Annotated in this window: 27 protein-coding genes; 2 read left to right on the top strand and 25 right to left on the bottom strand. The window is 60.1% G+C overall.

Going from position 1 to position 16027, the window contains the following annotated elements; genetic code table 11:
• The first annotated feature begins 71 nt into the window (after positions 1 to 71).
• Positions 72 to 482 carry a hypothetical protein gene (locus H6866_05975; GenBank protein ID USO06987.1) on the top strand — a complete coding sequence of 137 codons (411 nt, stop codon included), beginning with the start codon at positions 72 to 74 and terminating at the stop codon, positions 480 to 482.
• 114 nt (positions 483 to 596) lie between these two features.
• On the opposite strand, the gene H6866_05970 is transcribed toward H6866_05975, so the two are convergent.
• From H6866_05970 to H6866_05850, 25 genes are all read right to left on the bottom strand, one after another.
• Entirely contained in the window at positions 597 to 1094 is a 498-nt protein-coding gene (locus tag H6866_05970; protein ID USO06986.1) for a 50S ribosomal protein L15, read from the bottom strand.
• A 21-nt stretch (positions 1095 to 1115) separates the two neighbouring features.
• The gene (gene rpmD / locus H6866_05965; protein USO06985.1) at positions 1116 to 1370 is read right to left on the bottom strand and encodes a 50S ribosomal protein L30; all 255 of its coding nucleotides are present in this window, start codon (positions 1368 to 1370) and stop codon (positions 1116 to 1118) included.
• On the bottom strand, positions 1363 to 1935 hold the full coding sequence (gene rpsE / locus H6866_05960; GenBank protein ID USO06984.1) for a 30S ribosomal protein S5: 573 nt from the start codon (positions 1933 to 1935) through the stop codon (positions 1363 to 1365). The genes rpmD and rpsE overlap by 8 nt, the downstream gene beginning before the upstream one ends.
• A gap of 14 nt (positions 1936 to 1949) precedes the next feature.
• Positions 1950 to 2321, bottom strand: a complete 372-nt coding sequence (rplR, locus tag H6866_05955; protein ID USO06983.1) for a 50S ribosomal protein L18 — start codon at positions 2319 to 2321, stop codon at positions 1950 to 1952.
• Between the two features lie 9 nt (positions 2322 to 2330).
• Positions 2331 to 2861, bottom strand: a complete 531-nt coding sequence (gene rplF / locus H6866_05950; protein ID USO06982.1) for a 50S ribosomal protein L6 — start codon at positions 2859 to 2861, stop codon at positions 2331 to 2333.
• On the bottom strand, positions 2861 to 3244 hold the full coding sequence (rpsH, locus tag H6866_05945; protein ID USO06981.1) for a 30S ribosomal protein S8: 384 nt from the start codon (positions 3242 to 3244) through the stop codon (positions 2861 to 2863). The genes rplF and rpsH overlap by 1 nt, the downstream gene beginning before the upstream one ends.
• Before the next feature lie 19 nt (positions 3245 to 3263).
• On the bottom strand, positions 3264 to 3569 hold the full coding sequence (rpsN, locus tag H6866_05940) for a 30S ribosomal protein S14 (protein ID USO06980.1): 306 nt from the start codon (positions 3567 to 3569) through the stop codon (positions 3264 to 3266).
• 15 nt (positions 3570 to 3584) lie between these two features.
• The gene (rplE, locus tag H6866_05935) at positions 3585 to 4232 is read right to left on the bottom strand and encodes a 50S ribosomal protein L5 (GenBank protein ID USO06979.1); all 648 of its coding nucleotides are present in this window, start codon (positions 4230 to 4232) and stop codon (positions 3585 to 3587) included.
• A 1-nt stretch (position 4233) separates the two neighbouring features.
• Positions 4234 to 4563 (bottom strand): 50S ribosomal protein L24, encoded by a 330-nt coding sequence (rplX, locus tag H6866_05930; protein ID USO06978.1) that lies wholly within the window; start codon positions 4561 to 4563, stop codon positions 4234 to 4236.
• Positions 4563 to 4931, bottom strand: coding sequence for a 50S ribosomal protein L14 (gene rplN / locus H6866_05925; GenBank protein ID USO06977.1), 369 nt, complete (start codon positions 4929 to 4931; stop codon positions 4563 to 4565). Before rplN ends, rplX begins: the two co-directional genes overlap by 1 nt.
• 15 nt (positions 4932 to 4946) lie before the next feature.
• Positions 4947 to 5351: a 30S ribosomal protein S17 gene (rpsQ, locus tag H6866_05920; GenBank protein ID USO06976.1), complete on the bottom strand. Its 405-nt coding sequence runs from the start codon at positions 5349 to 5351 to the stop codon at positions 4947 to 4949.
• A gap of 12 nt (positions 5352 to 5363) precedes the next feature.
• Positions 5364 to 5657, bottom strand: coding sequence for a 50S ribosomal protein L29 (rpmC, locus tag H6866_05915; protein ID USO06975.1), 294 nt, complete (start codon positions 5655 to 5657; stop codon positions 5364 to 5366).
• A gap of 33 nt (positions 5658 to 5690) precedes the next feature.
• Entirely contained in the window at positions 5691 to 6104 is a 414-nt protein-coding gene (gene rplP / locus H6866_05910) for a 50S ribosomal protein L16 (GenBank protein ID USO06974.1), read from the bottom strand.
• A gap of 5 nt (positions 6105 to 6109) precedes the next feature.
• Positions 6110 to 6886 (bottom strand): 30S ribosomal protein S3, encoded by a 777-nt coding sequence (gene rpsC / locus H6866_05905; protein USO06973.1) that lies wholly within the window; start codon positions 6884 to 6886, stop codon positions 6110 to 6112.
• Positions 6887 to 6888: 2 nt separating this feature from the next.
• On the bottom strand, positions 6889 to 7350 hold the full coding sequence (gene rplV, locus H6866_05900) for a 50S ribosomal protein L22 (protein USO06972.1): 462 nt from the start codon (positions 7348 to 7350) through the stop codon (positions 6889 to 6891).
• A 14-nt stretch (positions 7351 to 7364) separates the two neighbouring features.
• A complete protein-coding gene (gene rpsS, locus H6866_05895) occupies positions 7365 to 7652 on the bottom strand; it encodes a 30S ribosomal protein S19 (protein ID USO06971.1) in 288 nt (95 codons plus the stop codon).
• A 14-nt stretch (positions 7653 to 7666) separates the two neighbouring features.
• Positions 7667 to 8494: a 50S ribosomal protein L2 gene (gene rplB, locus H6866_05890; GenBank protein ID USO06970.1), complete on the bottom strand. Its 828-nt coding sequence runs from the start codon at positions 8492 to 8494 to the stop codon at positions 7667 to 7669.
• A gap of 9 nt (positions 8495 to 8503) precedes the next feature.
• On the bottom strand, positions 8504 to 8824 hold the full coding sequence (locus H6866_05885) for a 50S ribosomal protein L23 (GenBank protein USO06969.1): 321 nt from the start codon (positions 8822 to 8824) through the stop codon (positions 8504 to 8506).
• 4 nt (positions 8825 to 8828) lie between these two features.
• Positions 8829 to 9452: a 50S ribosomal protein L4 gene (gene rplD, locus H6866_05880; protein ID USO06968.1), complete on the bottom strand. Its 624-nt coding sequence runs from the start codon at positions 9450 to 9452 to the stop codon at positions 8829 to 8831.
• Between the two features lie 3 nt (positions 9453 to 9455).
• Positions 9456 to 10229 carry a 50S ribosomal protein L3 gene (gene rplC / locus H6866_05875; GenBank protein ID USO06967.1) on the bottom strand — a complete coding sequence of 258 codons (774 nt, stop codon included), beginning with the start codon at positions 10227 to 10229 and terminating at the stop codon, positions 9456 to 9458.
• Positions 10230 to 10368: 139 nt separating this feature from the next.
• Complete coding sequence (gene rpsJ, locus H6866_05870; GenBank protein ID USO06966.1) at positions 10369 to 10689, bottom strand: 30S ribosomal protein S10; 321 nt, start codon at positions 10687 to 10689, stop codon at positions 10369 to 10371.
• A 15-nt stretch (positions 10690 to 10704) separates the two neighbouring features.
• Entirely contained in the window at positions 10705 to 11895 is a 1191-nt protein-coding gene (gene tuf, locus H6866_05865; GenBank protein USO06965.1) for an elongation factor Tu, read from the bottom strand.
• Positions 11896 to 11925: 30 nt separating this feature from the next.
• On the bottom strand, positions 11926 to 14043 hold the full coding sequence (gene fusA / locus H6866_05860) for an elongation factor G (GenBank protein USO06964.1): 2118 nt from the start codon (positions 14041 to 14043) through the stop codon (positions 11926 to 11928).
• Between the two features lie 15 nt (positions 14044 to 14058).
• Positions 14059 to 14604, bottom strand: a complete 546-nt coding sequence (rpsG, locus tag H6866_05855; GenBank protein USO06963.1) for a 30S ribosomal protein S7 — start codon at positions 14602 to 14604, stop codon at positions 14059 to 14061.
• A 3-nt stretch (positions 14605 to 14607) separates the two neighbouring features.
• Positions 14608 to 14979 (bottom strand): 30S ribosomal protein S12, encoded by a 372-nt coding sequence (locus tag H6866_05850; protein ID USO06962.1) that lies wholly within the window; start codon positions 14977 to 14979, stop codon positions 14608 to 14610.
• Between the two features lie 394 nt (positions 14980 to 15373).
• On the opposite strand from H6866_05850, the gene H6866_05845 reads away from it, so the two are divergent.
• The gene (locus H6866_05845; GenBank protein USO06961.1) at positions 15374 to 16003 is read left to right on the top strand and encodes a hypothetical protein; all 630 of its coding nucleotides are present in this window, start codon (positions 15374 to 15376) and stop codon (positions 16001 to 16003) included.
• The last annotated feature ends 24 nt before the right edge of the window (positions 16004 to 16027 follow it).

Genomic DNA, 16027 nt, shown 5'->3' with positions numbered 1-16027 from the left:
GCGGCACCCCCCTTCCCGAGCCCCGGTAAAACCACCAAGCGGGCCGCACAAAGGAAGGAACCAAAGTACAAATGTCCCCCAGAGCGAACAAGAAAACCGCAGATCCGCAACCAGGCGCCATCCGGGTATACCGGATCGCCCCGCAAACCCCGCTTGATGTAGCGCGGGCGATGTTTGACATCGCGCGCGAACGATTTGACGGACACAAGGGCGGTCCGGGCATCGAGGCCCGGCGGCGCAGGCTTGAGGAGCATTCTGTTCTTCCACCGGGATCGATCGTTCACAACGCCGCGCTCGCGGGTCCGTATCAGGCGCAGCGGCTGGCCCCCGCTTTGCGGACCCAGTTTGAAATCGCACAAAAAGGCGGGATAGCACCCTATCTGATCGAATGTCTGGTGCCGGACGGCAAGGGCGGTCCAGCGACGCGCATCGCCTATCTTGCGCCGCAACAGGCCTTGCCCGTGGTCAGCACCACGTTGTGATGCCTGATTGTTGACATCTGGTTGCTGTCGTCACGCGATGACGAAAGCATTATTTGCAAAAAACCCCGGTCGATGCCGGGGTTTTTTAAAATCAGAAAACGGGTAAGCCGAAAATCAGGCGATTTTCTTTTTACGCACGACCGGCTTGCGCTCGATCACGATCAGTTCAAGGCTGCCGCCCGCCTTTTCAACCGCGGCCTTGGCCGCAGCGGAAGCGCCGGAAACCTTCAGCGCGACTTTCACCTTGAGCGCGCCCTTGGCCAGCACACGCACGCCGTCCTGTTTGCGGCGGACGAGTTTGGCCGCGACCAGCGCGTCTTCGTCGATCGCCTTCTTGGCGTCGAGCTTGCCCGCGTCAATCGCGGTCTGCAGCGCGCCCAGATTGATTTCCGCGTATTCCATGCGGTTCGGCTTTTTAAAGCCGCGCTTGGGCAGACGGCGGTAAAGCGGCGTCTGGCCGCCTTCAAAGCCGTGCAGCGATACGCCGGTACGCGCGGTTTGACCTTTGCCGCCGCGGCCCGAGGTCTTGCCTTTGCCGGAACCGATACCGCGGCCGACGCGCATGCGTTTTTTGCGGGAACCCTGTTTGGGTTTAAGTTCGTTGAGTTTCATTGTGAACCTTCCTTCAAATCCTTACGCCGCTTTTTCGTCGACGATCTTAACCAGATGCGCGACCTTGCGGATCATGCCACGCACCGCCGGTGTATCTTCCAGTACGCGGGTCCTGTGACGCTTGTTCAGGCCCAGACCCTTGAGGGTCGCTTCCTGATCCGGCGTGCGGCCGATCGGCGAACCGGTTTGAACCACGGTCAGCGTCTTGCCGGATTTTTCCGTCTTTTTGGCAGCCGGCTTTTTGGGGGCCGGTTTTTTCGCTTTGGCTTCAGTCATCGGATTCGTCCTCTTTTGCGCCGCCCTGACGGTTGGCGATGATGTCGCCGACCTTTTTGCCGCGACGGGTCGCGATCTGACGGGGCGACTGGATGTTTTTAAGCGCGTCGAACGTCGCCTGCACCATGTTGTGCGGGTTGGACGTGCCCGTCGCCTTGGCAACGATGTCCTGAATGCCGACGGCTTCGAAAATCGCGCGCATCGGGCCGCCCGCGATGATACCGGTACCGGACGGGGCGGCGCGCAGGATCACCTTGCCCGCACCGAAATGGCCCTTGATGTCGTGGTGGATGGTGCGGCCTTCGCGCAGCGGTACGCGCATCATGTGGCGTTTCGCCTGCTCGGTCGCCTTTTTGATCGCTTCGGGAACTTCTTTGGACTTGGCGTGACCGGTGCCGACGCGGCCCTTGCCGTCGCCGACGACAACCAGCGCCGCAAACGCGAAGCGCCGACCGCCTTTCACCGTTTTCGCAACGCGGTTGATCGCGACCAGTTTTTCGACCAGGTCGCTTTGTTCGCGTTCTTTGCCGTCTCTTTCGGGACGTTTACCTTCGGGGCGTGCCATCGTTCATGATCTCCTTAGAATTCCAGTCCGCCTTCGCGGGCAGCCTCGGCCAGCGCCTTGACGCGGCCATGATACAGGTACGACCCGCGGTCGAAGACAACCTGTTTCACCCCGGCCTTCTTGGCACGGGCGGCGATGAGTTTTCCGACCTCGGTCGCGGCGGCGACGTTGCCGCCGAGCTTGGCCGAAGCCTTGACTTCCTTGTCGACCGTCGAGGCGGCGGCAAGGGTCACGCCCTTGGTGTCGTCGATGATCTGGGCATAGATGTTGGAGGCCGAACGAAAGACGTTCAGACGGGGACGCGCGCCCTTGAGCGCCAGCGCCCGCACCTTGTTGCGGTTGCGGAACTGGCGGCGCTGGACCGAGTTGGTTTTTGCTTTCTTCATGGCGGCCCCTTACTTCTTCTTGCCTTCTTTGCGGATGATGCGCTCACCCTCGTATTTTATGCCCTTGCCCTTGTACGGCTCCGGCTCGCGCCAGGCGCGGATCTCGGCCGCGACTTGACCGACGCGTTGTTTGTCCGCGCCGGAAATCGTGATCGCCGTCTGTTTTTCGACCGCGATCTTGATACCTTCGGGAATCTGGTATTTCACGTCGTGGCTGTAGCCGAGCTGCAATACCAGTTCCTTGCCCGCAACCTGCGCGCGGTAACCAACGCCGGTGATTTCGAGCTTTTTCTCGAAACCGCTTTCCAGACCTTTGAAAAGGTTGCTGATGTTGCGCTGGGTGGTTGCCCACATCGCGCGGTTCGCAGCACCGTCGACCGGCGTTACGGTGACCTTGCCGTCAGCCATTTTCACGGCGACGTCGCCGGTGAAGCGCACAACGCCCTCACCCAGCTTGCCCTTGGCCTTCACGTGATCCGACTTGACCTCGACGGTCATACCGGACGGAATGGCGATGGCGTGTTTTCCTACGCGTGACATCAGAACACCTCGCACAGAAGTTCGCCGCCGACGTTTTCACGGCGCGCGTCGTGATCGGACATGACGCCGTTGGGGGTCGACAGGATGGTGATGCCAAGGCCGTTCTGCACGGAACGCAGACCCTTGACGTTCGAGTAAACGCGGCGGCCCGGTGTCGATACGCGCTTGATCGTGCGGATCGCGGGTTGGCCTTCGGCATATTTCAATTCGATTGAAATGCCTTTTTCCTCAATGTTGTAGCCACGAATGTACCCTTCGCGCTTGAGCACGTCGAGCACCGAACGGCGCAGACGCGAATTGGGGCAGGCGACAGTCGCCAATTTGGCTTGCAGACCGTTACGGATGCGGGTCAGCATATCGCCGAGAGGATCGCTCATTGACATGGGATTTCCTCGTCCTTTCTTACCAGCTGGATTTCACGACGCCCGGCAGCTCACCGCGCGAAGCCTTTTCGCGCAGCATGTTGCGGGACAGTTTAAACTTACGGTGCACGCCGCGCGGCCGGCCCGTAAGGGCGCAGCGGTTGCGCTGGCGATTTTTCGCGGCGTTGCGGGGCAACTTCGCGAGTTTCATGTTCGCCTCGAAAATCTCGGCCGGGTCGGCAGAGCGATCGCGGGCGATCTTGAGCAGTTTTTCACGTTTGGACGCGAAACGTTTTTGCAGCGTTTTACGCTTTTTTTCGCGTTCGATCATGCAGGTCTTGGCCATTGTTCTCTCCTAGCCTCAGCGATCACGGATCGGCATGTTGAATTCTTTAAGAAGGGCAAGCGCGCCATTCTTGTCGCGGGCGGTCGTGCAGATCACGATGTCCATACCGCGCACCTTTTCCACCTTGTCGAAGTTCACTTCGGGGAAAATGATGTGTTCCTTGATTCCCAAGGCATAGTTGCCGTGGCTGTCGAAAGACCGGGGTGAAAGCCCGCGGAAGTCGCGCACACGCGGCAGCGCCACGTTGATCAGGCGATCGAGGAATTCGTACATGCGGCGCTTGCGCAGCGTAACCTTGCAGCCCAGCGGCATGTTTTCACGAACCTTGAAGCCGGCGATCGATTTTTTGGCGCGGGTCACGACGGCGCGTTGACCGGCGATAAGCGTAAGATCTTCAGCGGCTTGCGAGGCTTTGCGCGAGTCTTGCGTCGAGTCGCCTACACCCATGTTGAGGACGATCTTTTCGAGCGCCGGGATGTCGTGCACGTTCTTGATGCCGAACTTTTCGCCCAGCGCCTTGCGAACGCGGGATTCATAGTCCTTCTGCAGGCGGGGCTTGTAGCCCTTTTCCACAGCCTGACGCTTGACGGTCTTGAGCTCCGTGGATTCGGAAGCCGCCTGCTTTTTCGGTTTTTTATCTGTCTTTTTTGCTTCGGTGGCCATGTTATTTGCCCTCGATGGTTTCGCCGGAGGCCTTCGCCACGCGGACCTTGGTTCCGTCCTTCAGGACTTTGTAGCCGACGCGCGTGGCCTTGCCGGTTTTTGGATCGGCCAACGCAACGTTGGAAATGTGGATCGCGCCTTCGATTTTCTCGATCCCGCCCGGCGTGGTTTGCGTCGGCTTTTTGTGCACGGTGCGCATGTTCACGCCTTGAACGCGGACGCGGTTTTCGGCGCGCAGCACTTCGAGCACCTCGCCCTTCGCGCCTTTCGACGCGCCGGAGATGACGACGACCTGATCGCCCTTTTTAATCTTGAGTTTAGCCGCGGTCATTACAGCACCTCTGCAGCAAGAGAAATGATTTTCAAATAGCCTTCGCCACGCAGTTCGCGCGGCACCGGGCCGAAGATACGCGTGCCAACCGGCTCTTTCTGGGCGTTGACCAGAACCACCGAGTTGGAGTCGAAACGGATGGTCGTGCCATCGTCGCGTTTGATGCCGGTTTTGGTGCGGACGATTACCGCTTTCACCACCTGGCCTTTTTTCACGCGGCCGCGAGGAATCGCATCCTTGACGGAGCAGATGATTTCCTCGCCGCAGTTGGCGGTACGCTTGTGCGAGCCGCCCAGCACTTTAATGCACATCACTTTCTTGGCGCCGGAATTGTCGGCCACATCAAGAACGGTTTGCATCTGGATCATGATTGCACCTATTCCTTATTTCTCGGCTTTTGCCGGTTTTTTCGCGGCCGATTTTTTCGCGGTCGCAGGTTTAGCTTCCGCCTTGGCGGCGGCTTTTTTCGGGGCGGCCTTGGCTTCCGCCGTTTTGGCGGCAGGCACATGGGTCGCGGGATTGAATTCCACCACGGCGCGCGATTTGCCGAAGCGGTCGCGACCTTCGATCACGCGCCAGGATTTATTGCGCGAAATCGGGCGGCATTCCTCGATCGACACCGTGTCGCCCTGCTGGCAGACATTGGCTTCGTCGTGCGCGGCGTATTTGGCCGAACGTTTGACGTATTTTTTGTATTTCGGGTGCATGACGCGACGTTCGACCAAGACCGTGACGGTCTTGTCCATTTTGTCGGAAACGACGGTGCCTTGCAGGACGCGGCGGGGCATTGCTTTCTCTCCTTACGACTCTTTGCCGGCGGCTTTCTTGGCTGCCGGTTTTTTCGCGGCCGGGGCTTTCGCAGCCTTGGGCGCGGTTGTTTTCTTGGCGGCAGCCGGTTTAGCGTCGCCCTTCATCTGTTCGGCCAGCAACGTCTTGGCGCGCGCGATGTCGCGGCGGACGACGGTCAACTGGGCGGTGTTGGCGAGCTGCTGGCTGCTTTTCTGGAAGCGCAGGGTCATTTGCTCCTTGCGCAGTTCCATGATCATTTCCTTCAGTTCGTCCGCGGATTTGGCCCGCATTGCTTCGGCTTTCATGGCGTTATCCTTATAAACCCTCTTTTCAATCCCTTATTCGCCGATCCTGGCGACAACCCGTGTTTTCAGCGGCAGCTTGGCGGCGGCCAGCGTCAGCGCCTCGCGCGCGAGCTGGGCCGGGATGCCGTCGACCTCGAACATGATGCGGCCGGGCTTGACGCGGCACACCCAGTATTCGGGCGCGCCCTTGCCGGAGCCCATCCGGACTTCGAGCGGTTTTTTCGAAACAGGCACATCCGGGAATACACGGATCCAGAGCTGGCCCTGACGTTTCATGTGGCGCGAAATGGCGCGGCGCGCGGCTTCAATCTGGCGCGCGGTGACGCGTTCGGGCTCGACCGCCTTCAGGCCCATCGAGCCGAAGTTGAGGTCGGTACCGCCTTTGGCAGCGCCGCTGATCCGCCCTTTGTGGGCCTTGCGATACTTGGTTTTCTTAGGCTGCATCATGGCGGTTAGTCCTTATTCTCGTCCTGTTTGCGTTTGCCGCGGGGGGCGCGCTCCTGACGCTCGGAACGCTCCGGGCGGTCGGTACGCTGTTCGGGGCGGCCATCGCGGCTCCAACCCTGGGCTTCGGAAACGCGCTTATCGCGGGCCATCGGGTCGTGGCTCATCACCTCGCCCTTATAGATCCAAACCTTGACGCCGATAATGCCATAGGTGGTCAGCGCCTCGGCAAAACCGAAGTCGATGTCGGCGCGCAGCGTGTGCAGAGGCACGCGGCCTTCGCGATACCATTCCATGCGGGCGATGTCCGCGCCGGCCAGACGGCCAGAAACGTTGATCCGGATACCCTGGCCGCCCATGCGCAGCGCCGATTGCACGGCGCGCTTCATCGCGCGGCGGAACGCGATCCGGCGTTCGAGTTGCTGGGCCACGCCTTCGGCGACGAGCTGGGCGTCGACCTCGGGCTTGCGGATCTCGACGATGTTGAGCGCGACATCAGCGCCCGCCTTTTCGGAGAGGTCCTTGCGCAGTTTTTCGATATCGGCGCCTTTCTTGCCGATGATCACGCCCGGACGCGCGGTGTGGATCGAAACACGCACGTTTTTCGCGGCGCGTTCGACAATCACTTTTGAGACGCCAGCGGCCTTGAGCTTTTCATGCACGTATTTGCGCAGCTTGAGATCGTCGATCAGCTTGCCCGCATAGTCGCGGTCGGCGAACCAGCGCGAATCCCAGGTGCGGTTGATGCCCACGCGCATACCGATCGGATTGACTTTCTGACCCATGATTACGCTTCCTTCTTGGCCGCTTTTTTGGCAGCCGGTTTCTTGGCGGTTTTCTCAGCAGCAGGCTTCGCGGCTTTCTTGGCCTTGGCCTCTTTCTCGGCTTCGCGCACAACGATGGTCAGGCGCGAGAACGGCTTTTCCACGCGGCTGGCGCGGCCACGGCCGCGTGCGTGAAAACGCTTCATCGACATGGTGCGACCGACCGACGCCTCGGCAACGACCAGACGATCGACGTCGAGATTGTGGTTGTTTTCGGCGTTGGTCACCGCGGCCTTGAGCACTTTTTGCACTTCCTTGGCGATGCGGCGCGAGGAGAACTGGAGGTCGACCAGTGCCTTTTCCGCCGATTTGCCGCGGATCATCGCCGCGACAAGGTTGAGCTTGCGCGGGGAGGTACGCAGGTAACGCGCATAGGCGCGGGCCTCGTTCTTCGCCTGGCGGGGCTGGTTTGCGGGTTTGCTCATATCCTATATCTCCCTTATTTCTTGGCCGCTTCGGCCTTCTTGTCGGCAGCGGTGTGCGCGACGAAGGTGCGCGTCGGGGCGAATTCGCCAAGACGGTGGCCAATCATGTTGTCGGTCACCAGGACCGGGATGAATTTGTGACCGTTGTAGACGCCGAAGGTCAAGCCGACAAAATGCGGCAGGATCACGCTGGCGCGCGACTGGGTCTGGATGATGACGTTCTTGCCGCCGGCACGCGCCTTGTCGACCTTTTTCAGGATCGAGGGGTGAACGAACGGGCCTTTCCAGGTTGAACGGGCCATGGTTTTCTATCCTCTTACTTCTTCTTGGCGCGGCGGATGATGAATTTATCCGTCGCCTTGTTTTTACGTGTCTTGTTACCCTTGGTGCCCTTGCCCCACGGAGTGACCGGGTGGCGGCCGCCGGAGGTGCGGCCTTCGCCGCCGCCGTGCGGGTGGTCGACCGGGTTCATGGCCACGCCACGGACGGTCGGGCGGACGCCCTTCCAGCGCGTGCGGCCGGCCTTGGAATAGGATTCGTTCATGTGGTCGGCGTTCGACATGGCACCGACGGTGGCCATGCAGTCGCCGCGCACCACGCGCAGCTCGCCCGAGGAGAGCTTGATCTGGATGTAACCGGCGTCGCGGCCCACCACTTGCGCATAGCAACCGGCGGAACGGGCGAGCTGGCCGCCCTTGCCGGTTTTCAGCTCGACGTTGTGGACGATGGTGCCGACCGGCATGCTTTTGAGCGGCAGCGCATTGCCCGGCTTGATGTCGGCATTCACGCCGGACATCACCTTGTCACCCTTGGCCAGACGCTGAGGCGCCAGAATATAGGCTTTTTCGCCATCCTTGTATTCGATCAGCGCGATATAGCCGGTGCGGCCAGGATCGTATTCCAGACGCAGGACCGTCGCTTCGACGTCGTGCTTGAGGCGCTTGAAGTCGATGATGCGGTAACGCTGCTTGTGGCCACCGCCGATGTGACGCGTGGTGACCTGGCCCATGTTGTTGCGGCCGCCGGTCTTTTTCTTGCCTTTGGTCAGCGTCTTTTCAGGGCCGCCCTTCCACAGATCCTCGCGGCCGTTCAGCACCAGCTGACGGGAGGCGTTGTTGATCGGTTTGTAATGTTTGAGTGCCATGTTCGCCTCTTACTTCGCTTGACCAAAGTCGATGGCCTGACCTTCGGCCAGACTGACGATGGCTTTTTTCATGTCGCCGCGGATCGCCTTGCGGCCGCGGAAGAATTTGGTCTTGCCCTTTTGGCGCAGCGTGTTCACCGCCGTAACCTTGACGCCGAACAGGGTTTCGACCGCGGCGCGGATTTCCGGTTTGGTCGCAGCCAGCGACACTTCCAGGGTGATCTGGTTGTGTTGCGCGCCAATGGCCGATTTCTCGGTCACGATCGGACGGCGGACGATTTCATACATCCACTCGGCCGGTTTGTTTTCTGTTTTCTTTTTCGTGGCCATGGTTTCAGTCCTTCAGCTTTTCGGTCAGGGCGCCGACGGCGTCCTTGGTCAGCACCAGCGTGTCGCGGCGCAGAATGTCGTAAACGTTGGCGCCGTTCACGCCCAGCACGTCGATCATCGGAATGTTCGAGGTCGCGCGGGCAAAGTTTACATCCATATCGCCGGCGGTCACGACCACCGCGTTTTTAATGCCCAAAGTTGCCAGCTTGGCGGCCATCGCCTTGGTCTTGTGCGAGTCGGCCGCGACCGTATCAAGCACCAGCAGTTTGCCGTCCTTGAGTTTGGCGGACAAAGCGGTCCGCAGCGCGAGTTTGCGCACTTTTTTCGGCAGGCCGATCGCGTGATCGCGCGGGGTCGGCCCAAAGATCACCGCGCCGCCACGGAATTGCGGGGAGCGCAGCGAACCCTGACGGGCGTTGCCGGTGCCTTTTTGCTTGTACGGCTTTTTGCCGGTACCGGAAACTTCGGAAACACCCTTGGTGTCGTGGGTGCCCGCACGACGCTTGGCCAGCTGGTAGCGGACCATGGCGAGCAGGATATCCTGACGCACCGGGACGCCGAAGACGCCCGCGTCGAGGGCGATATCGCCCGCGGCTTTGTTATCAAGAGTTTTGACAGCGACCTTCATGGCTTACTCCGATTTCGGTTCAGCGGCCGGGACATCAGCGGTTTGCGCTTCGGCAGCAGGTTGTTCGGTTTTCTGGTCGGCTTCGTTTACCGAAACCTCCTTGTTGGCCTTAAGCCCGGCGGGCAGCGGCGCATCCTTGGGCATCGGTTTCTTGACGGCATCGCAGACCGAAACCCACGCGCCCTTGTGACCCGGCACCGAACCCTGGATCAGGATCAGGCCTTCGGCCTCGTCGACCGCGACGATTTTAAGGTTTTGAGTGGTCACGGTTTCGGCACCCAGATGACCGGCCATTTTCTTGCCGGGGAAGGTACGTCCCGGATCCTGGCGGTTACCGGTCGAACCGTGCGAACGGTGGCTGACCGACACGCCGTGCGTCGCGCGCAGACCACCGAAGTTCCAGCGCTTCATTGCACCGGCAAAACCCTTGCCGGTCGAGATGCCCTGGCAATCCACGAACTGACCGGGGATGAAATGCGCGACCGAAAGCTCGGCGCCGATTTCAAGCATGTTTTTCGGGTCGATGCGGAATTCCATCATCTTGGCCTTGGGCGCGATCTTCGTTTTCGCGAAGCTTTCGCGCTGGGCCTTGGCCAGATTCTTGACCTTGGGCTTGCCCGCGCCAAGCTGGACCGCGGTATAGCCGTCTTTTTCCTGCGTGCGCACAGCCGTCACCTGAAGTCCTTCGACTTTCAGGATGGTGACCGGGACGTGGCGGCCTTCGGAATCGAAGTACCGGCTCATCCCTTCCTTGCGTGCAATCAAACCCGTTCTCATTTCATTCACCTTTTTTCACTCGCGCCTTTGCAGATGCCTCGGGCGCTCGTCCTTTTTCACTCGCGCCTTTGAGATGCCTCGGGCGCTCGTTTTTCCGTCCCCAGAATACCCCCGGACGGCACAGAGGCTCGCGCGTACTCTATGCCGCCTGTCCGAGCTTGATTTCAACGTCCACACCCGCGGCCAGGTCGAGCTTCATCAGCGCGTCGATGGTCTGGGGCGTGGGATCCACAATGTCAATCACGCGTTTGTGGGTACGCATTTCAAACGCTTCCATCGATTTCTTGTCGATGTGCGGCGAGCGCAGCACCGTGAAACGCTCGACGCGGGTGGGCAGCGGCACGGGGCCACGGACCTGCGCGCCGGTGCGCTTGGCGGTGTTGACGATCTCGCTCGATGCCGTGTCCAGCAGGCGGTGATCGAAAGCCCGAAGGCGGATGCGGATGTCTTGAGCGCTCATGGCTTCCTCTATCCCTTAAGCGATGATTTTACCGACGACGCCGGCGCCGACCGTACGGCCGCCTTCGCGGATCGCGAAGCGAAGGCCTTCGGCCATGGCGATCGGGGCAATCAGCTCAACCGTGATCGTCACGTTGTCGCCAGGCATCACCATCTCGGTCCCGCCGGGCAGCTCCACCGTACCCGTCACGTCCGTCGTGCGGAAGTAAAACTGCGGGCGGTACTTGTTGAAGAACGGCGTGTGGCGGCCACCCTCCTCCTTCGAGAGAATGTACGTCTCGGCCGTGAACTTCGTGTGCGGCGTGATCGATCCCGGCGCGCACAGAACCTGACCGCGCTCAACGTCTTCACGCTTCGTGCCGCGCAGCAGCGCACCGATGTTGTCACCAGCCTCGCCCTGATCCAGCAGCTTCCTAAACATCTCGACGCCCGTCAGAACCGTCTTCTGCGTCGGGCGCAGACCCACGATCTCCAGTTCGTCGCCGACCTTGCAGATACCTTGCTCCACACGGCCCGTCACCACCGTACCCCGGCCCGAAATCGAGAACACGTCCTCGACAGGCATCAGGAACGGCTTGTCCTTCGGACGCGCCGGCGTCGGGATGTATTCATCCACCGCCGCCATCAGCTTCAGAACCGCTTCCTTGCCCAGTTCAGGCTGCTTGTCTTCCAGCGCGCACACGGCCGAGCCGCGCACGATCGGAATCTTGTCGCCCGGGAAGTTGTACTTCGAAAGCAGCTCGCGCACTTCCATCTCAACCAGGTCAACCAGTTCCGGATCGTCCACCATGTCGCATTTGTTCAAAAACACCACAATCGCAGGAACGCCAACCTGACGCGCCAGCAAAATGTGTTCGCGCGTCTGCGGCATCGGGCCGTCCGCCGCCGACACAACCAAAATCGCGCCGTCCATCTGCGCCGCGCCCGTGATCATGTTCTTCACGTAGTCCGCGTGGCCAGGGCAGTCCACGTGCGCGTAGTGACGGTTCTGCGTCTGGTATTCAACGTGCGACGTCGAAATCGTGATCCCGCGCGCCTTCTCCTCCGGCGCCTTGTCAATATTGTCGTACGACGTGTACGTCGCTCCGCCCGTCTCCGCCAGAACCTTCGTGATCGCCGCCGTCAGCGACGTCTTACCATGGTCCACGTGGCCAATCGTTCCAATGTTTACGTGCGGCTTGTCGCGGTTGAACTTTTCCTTGGACATTGTCTTTCTCCTAGATCTCTTTTTCGGCTATCAGGCAGCCATTTTCTTTTTCACTTCGTCGGCGATATGCGACGGGACCGGTTCGTAGTGGTCGTAGACCATCGAATAGCTGGCGCGACCCTGCGAGATCGAGCGCAGCAGGTTGATGTACCCGAACATCGAGGACAGCGGAACCATGGCCGAAATGACCTTGGCGTTGCCGCGTTCTTCCATGCTGGCAATCTGGCCGCGGCGCGAGTTGATGTCGCCGATGATGTCGCCCATGTATTCCTCGGGCGTTACGACTTCGACCTTCATGATCGGTTCGAGCAGTTGCGGACCGGCCTTCGCCATGCCTTCCTTGAAGGCCGCGCGGGTCGCGATTTCAAATGCCAGCGCCGAGGAGTCGACGTCGTGGTATGCGCCGTCGGTCAGCTCGACCTCGAAGTCGATGACCGGGAAGCCGGCGACCACGCCACTTTCCTTCGAACCATCCAAACCCTTGACGACACCCGGTATGTATTCCTTGGGCACCGAGCCGCCGACGATGGAGTTGACGAAGTTGAAGGTCGCGCCTTTCTCCAGCTTCGGATCGCTGCTTTGCGAAATCGGACGGAACGTCATGATAACGCGGGCGAACTGGCCCGTACCGCCGGTCTGTTTTTTATGGGTGTAATCGATTTCCGCGGCCTTGGTGATCGTTTCACGGTAGGCGACCTGCGGCGCGCCGATATTCGCTTCGACCCCGTAGGTACGCTTGAGGATATCGACCTTGATGTCGAGGTGGAGTTCGCCCATGCCCTTCATGATCGTCTGGCCGGATTCGATATCCGTGCTGACGCGGAAGGACGGGTCCTCGGCTACCAGCTTGCCCAGCGCGATGCCCATTTTTTCCTGGTCGGCCTTTGTTTTCGGCTCGATCGCGATTTCGATCACCGGTTCCGGGAATTCCATGCGCTCGAGCACGATGGGCTTGTTCGGATCGCACAGCGTATCACCGGTGACGGTATCCTTCAGACCCACCAGCGCCACGATGTCGCCGGCCTGCGCGGTTTTGATTTCCTCGCGGCTGTTGGCGTGCATCAGCAGCATACGACCGATACGCTCTTTCTTGTCCTTGGTCGAGTTGAGGGCATAGGAGCCCGCATCAAGCTTGCCGGAGTAGATACGCACGAAGGTCAGCGTGCCGACGAACGGGTCGGTCATGATCTTGAAGGCAAGGCCGGCAAACGGCTCGGCCAGATCGGGCTTGCGCGTGTCGTCCTCGTCCGAATACATCTTCTTGCCTTTGACGGCGCCCACGTCGAGCGGGCTGGGCAGGAAGTCACACACGGCGTCGAGCATCGGCTGGACACCCTTGTTCTTGAAGGCCGAGCCGCACATCATCGGGATGAGCTTGAGCGTGGTCGTCCCCTTACGGATGCAGGATTTGAGGGTGGCGAGGTCGGGCTGCTTGCCTTCCAGGTACGCCTCCATCGCCGCGTCGTCCATTTCGACCGCACGTTCGACCAGTTTTTCGTGGTATTCGACGGCCTTGTCCTTGAGGTCGGCCGGAATCTCCTCCTCGCGGAAGGTCGCGCCGAGGCTTTCGGAATCCCAGATGATCGCCTTCATCTTGAGCAGGTCGATCACGCCTTCAAAGTTGCTTTCGATGCCGATCGGCAGCGTCAGAACCAGCGGTTCGATGCCAAGACGTTTTTTCACCGAGTCGATGCACATGTAGAAATCGGCACCGATTTTGTCCATCTTGTTGGCGAAGATGATACGCGGCACATGGTATTTATCGCCCTGGCGCCAGACGGTTTCGGTCTGGGGCTCGACGCCCTGGTTGCCATCAAGCAGGCAGACCGCACCGTCGAGAACCTTGAGCGAACGCTCGACCTCGATCGTGAAGTCGACGTGGCCGGGGGTGTCGATGATGTTGACGCGGTATTGTTCACCGTTGCTAACCCAGTAGGCTGTCGTCGCGGCGGAGGTAATGGTGATCCCGCGCTCCTGCTCCTGCTCCATCCAGTCCATCGTCGCAGCGCCGTCGTGGACTTCGCCGATCTTGTGCGATTTACCGGTGTAGTAAAGGATGCGCTCGGTCGTCGTCGTCTTGCCGGCATCAATGTGGGCCATGATGCCGATGTTGCGGTAGCGGTCGAGAGGAACGTTGATGTCAGCCATGGTTTTCTTCCCCGATTACCAGCGATAGTGCGAGAAGGCGCGGTTCGCCTCCGCCATCTTGTGGGTGTCTTCTTGTTTCTTCTTGGCGTTGCCGCGATTGTTCGATGCTTCCATCAGCTCACCCGCGAGGCGTTCGACCATCGTCTTCTCGTTGCGCTTGCGCGCGAATTCGATCAGCCAGCGGCGGGCCAGCGCGCGCGCGCGGTCAAAGCGCACCTCGACCGGCACCTGATAGGTTGCGCCGCCGACGCGGCGGGAACGAACCTCGACCTGCGGGGCCACGTTTTTCAGCGCCCGGTAAAAAATCGTCAGACCCTTATGGGTGACGACGGCACCGCCGGAGGTGGTGGTCACCGATTCTTCCGACGCTTCTTCCGATTTCGCACCCTTGTCGTTGGCGGCGCGTTTATCGAGAAGGTCGATCGCACCATAGACGATGCCTTCGGCGACCGATTTCTTGCCATCGTACATCAGGGCGTTCATGAACTTGGTCAGCTCAACGTCGTTGAAGCGGGGATCCGGGAGGACTTCGCGTTTTTCTGCTGCGCGTCTGCGGGACATTGCTTATTTGCCTTTCTTCACGCCGTAACGGGAACGGGATTTCTTGCGGTCCTTGACGCCCTGGGTATCGAGCGCGCCACGAACGATGGTGTAACGGACACCGGGAAGGTCCTTCACACGGCCGCCGCGCACCAGCACAACGGAGTGTTCCTGAAGGTTGTGGCCTTCGCCGGGGATGTAGCAGATGACCTCGAAGCCCGTGGTCAGGCGCACCTTGGCGACCTTACGCAGGGCCGAGTTCGGCTTTTTCGGGGTGGTGGTGTACACGCGCGTGCACACGCCGCGTTTTTGCGGGTTGCTTTTAAGCGCGCGGTTTTTCTTGCGCCGGGTCACAAGCGTGCGGGGCTTGCGAATGAGTTGCGAAATTGTCGGCATGCCGTGCCTTTTCCTTCGGTTTAAAAATTTGTGGACGAAGCGATCGTGAAACCCGGTTTCCAGACAAACACAAAAAAGCCGCTACGGAGGACCGGGGCTTTTCGGCATATGGCCGGGTGAGTTTCTTGTCCTGCGTTTGGCGATTTCTGTTTCAAAAACAGCAACTTGTCGCCACGACCAGTCCATCCGAAATTCATATTTCGCGCGGACCATACAGGGAAATGGAAGTTTCCGTCAAGTGTTCGTTTAAAGATTTTTTAAGAAATTGAATCGGTTAGCCGAGAAGACACGCAATCCGCGCACATATTTTTCATATAAATGGCGGAAATTTGCGGGTTGCACGCCGTTCTGCTATGCAGGGTATAGGTAACAAAAAAGCAAGAAAGGCTTTATAATGTCTAAAGATCGTAATTCGGGCCCTGACCGCGAAAACCGCATCCTTGCCGCGATATTCCGGCGCAAGGTTCGTCGCGCGCAGCAACGCGCCGGGGATGCCGTGCAGGAAGGCGCCACATTGTTCGAGGCCGCGACCTGCAACCGCGACCATCCCCAGTTGCCGAAATCCGAGCCGCACCACATCAAGGGTCTGTTCGCGCTGGCCGCCGTAACCGGACTTGCCGGCATGGCGCTGGCCTATGCCACGGTCGGCCCGGTCACCATTATGGGCGATCTGCTGCTTTACGGTGCCAAGGCCACGATGATGCGCGCCGCGCGCGTGCGCTGGCCGTTCGATCCGAAAAACCCGGCGCGGTTCACCGACAACCCGCTGCGCGCGGCCGCCGATTTTCTGGAATCGACCAGCCAGAACATGCCGCACCCCCTGCTGCCATCGACCGGCGCGGTTGGCTACGCCAAGCTTCTGGGCGCGGTTTCGGCCATCGCCATCGGATTTGTCATCGACTATGGCACCACGGGTCCGCTGTCGGTGGTCGCGCTTGGCTTGCGCGCTGGCGGATTTTATTTCGGCTACAGATGGTTCCGGTCGAATATGCCGCACAAGCAGCCCGGATTGACCGCGTCTTGATTGAAACCTTGATATAAAAACCCC

Source organism: Rhodospirillales bacterium, from assembly GCA_023898805.1.
Lineage (GTDB): Bacteria > Pseudomonadota > Alphaproteobacteria > Micavibrionales > UBA1664 > UBA6145.
This window is presented reverse-complemented; position numbering and strand designations above follow the sequence as displayed.

What these genes read in the sequence shown, in the direction of transcription:
- rpsG (USO06963.1), bottom strand. Translation starts at nt 14,604, where the DNA reads ATGTCCCGCAGACGCGCAGCAGAAAAACGCGAAGTCCTCCCGGATCCC.
- rplX (USO06978.1), bottom strand. Translation starts at nt 4,563, where the DNA reads ATGACCGCGGCTAAACTCAAGATTAAAAAGGGCGATCAGGTCGTCGTC.
- rplF (USO06982.1), bottom strand. Translation starts at nt 2,861, where the DNA reads ATGTCACGCGTAGGAAAACACGCCATCGCCATTCCGTCCGGTATGACC.
- rpsN (USO06980.1), bottom strand. Translation starts at nt 3,569, where the DNA reads ATGGCCAAGACCTGCATGATCGAACGCGAAAAAAAGCGTAAAACGCTG.
- rplE (USO06979.1), bottom strand. Translation starts at nt 4,232, where the DNA reads ATGGCCACCGAAGCAAAAAAGACAGATAAAAAACCGAAAAAGCAGGCG.
- H6866_05975 (USO06987.1), top strand. Translation starts at nt 72, where the DNA reads ATGTCCCCCAGAGCGAACAAGAAAACCGCAGATCCGCAACCAGGCGCC.
- rpsJ (USO06966.1), bottom strand. Translation starts at nt 10,689, where the DNA reads ATGAGCGCTCAAGACATCCGCATCCGCCTTCGGGCTTTCGATCACCGC.
- H6866_05850 (USO06962.1), bottom strand. Translation starts at nt 14,979, where the DNA reads ATGCCGACAATTTCGCAACTCATTCGCAAGCCCCGCACGCTTGTGACC.
- rplN (USO06977.1), bottom strand. Translation starts at nt 4,931, where the DNA reads ATGATCCAGATGCAAACCGTTCTTGATGTGGCCGACAATTCCGGCGCC.
- rpsS (USO06971.1), bottom strand. Translation starts at nt 7,652, where the DNA reads ATGGCCCGTTCAACCTGGAAAGGCCCGTTCGTTCACCCCTCGATCCTG.
- rplR (USO06983.1), bottom strand. Translation starts at nt 2,321, where the DNA reads ATGAAGAAAGCAAAAACCAACTCGGTCCAGCGCCGCCAGTTCCGCAAC.
- H6866_05885 (USO06969.1), bottom strand. Translation starts at nt 8,824, where the DNA reads ATGGCCACGAAAAAGAAAACAGAAAACAAACCGGCCGAGTGGATGTAT.
- rpmD (USO06985.1), bottom strand. Translation starts at nt 1,370, where the DNA reads ATGACTGAAGCCAAAGCGAAAAAACCGGCCCCCAAAAAGCCGGCTGCC.
- H6866_05970 (USO06986.1), bottom strand. Translation starts at nt 1,094, where the DNA reads ATGAAACTCAACGAACTTAAACCCAAACAGGGTTCCCGCAAAAAACGC.
- fusA (USO06964.1), bottom strand. Translation starts at nt 14,043, where the DNA reads ATGGCTGACATCAACGTTCCTCTCGACCGCTACCGCAACATCGGCATC.
- rplP (USO06974.1), bottom strand. Translation starts at nt 6,104, where the DNA reads ATGATGCAGCCTAAGAAAACCAAGTATCGCAAGGCCCACAAAGGGCGG.
- tuf (USO06965.1), bottom strand. Translation starts at nt 11,895, where the DNA reads ATGTCCAAGGAAAAGTTCAACCGCGACAAGCCGCACGTAAACATTGGA.
- rplD (USO06968.1), bottom strand. Translation starts at nt 9,452, where the DNA reads ATGAAGGTCGCTGTCAAAACTCTTGATAACAAAGCCGCGGGCGATATC.
- H6866_05845 (USO06961.1), top strand. Translation starts at nt 15,374, where the DNA reads ATGTCTAAAGATCGTAATTCGGGCCCTGACCGCGAAAACCGCATCCTT.
- rplV (USO06972.1), bottom strand. Translation starts at nt 7,350, where the DNA reads ATGAGCAAACCCGCAAACCAGCCCCGCCAGGCGAAGAACGAGGCCCGC.
- rplC (USO06967.1), bottom strand. Translation starts at nt 10,229, where the DNA reads ATGAGAACGGGTTTGATTGCACGCAAGGAAGGGATGAGCCGGTACTTC.
- rplB (USO06970.1), bottom strand. Translation starts at nt 8,494, where the DNA reads ATGGCACTCAAACATTACAAACCGATCAACAACGCCTCCCGTCAGCTG.
- rpsC (USO06973.1), bottom strand. Translation starts at nt 6,886, where the DNA reads ATGGGTCAGAAAGTCAATCCGATCGGTATGCGCGTGGGCATCAACCGC.
- rpsH (USO06981.1), bottom strand. Translation starts at nt 3,244, where the DNA reads ATGTCAATGAGCGATCCTCTCGGCGATATGCTGACCCGCATCCGTAAC.
- rpmC (USO06975.1), bottom strand. Translation starts at nt 5,657, where the DNA reads ATGAAAGCCGAAGCAATGCGGGCCAAATCCGCGGACGAACTGAAGGAA.
- rpsQ (USO06976.1), bottom strand. Translation starts at nt 5,351, where the DNA reads ATGCCCCGCCGCGTCCTGCAAGGCACCGTCGTTTCCGACAAAATGGAC.
- rpsE (USO06984.1), bottom strand. Translation starts at nt 1,935, where the DNA reads ATGGCACGCCCCGAAGGTAAACGTCCCGAAAGAGACGGCAAAGAACGC.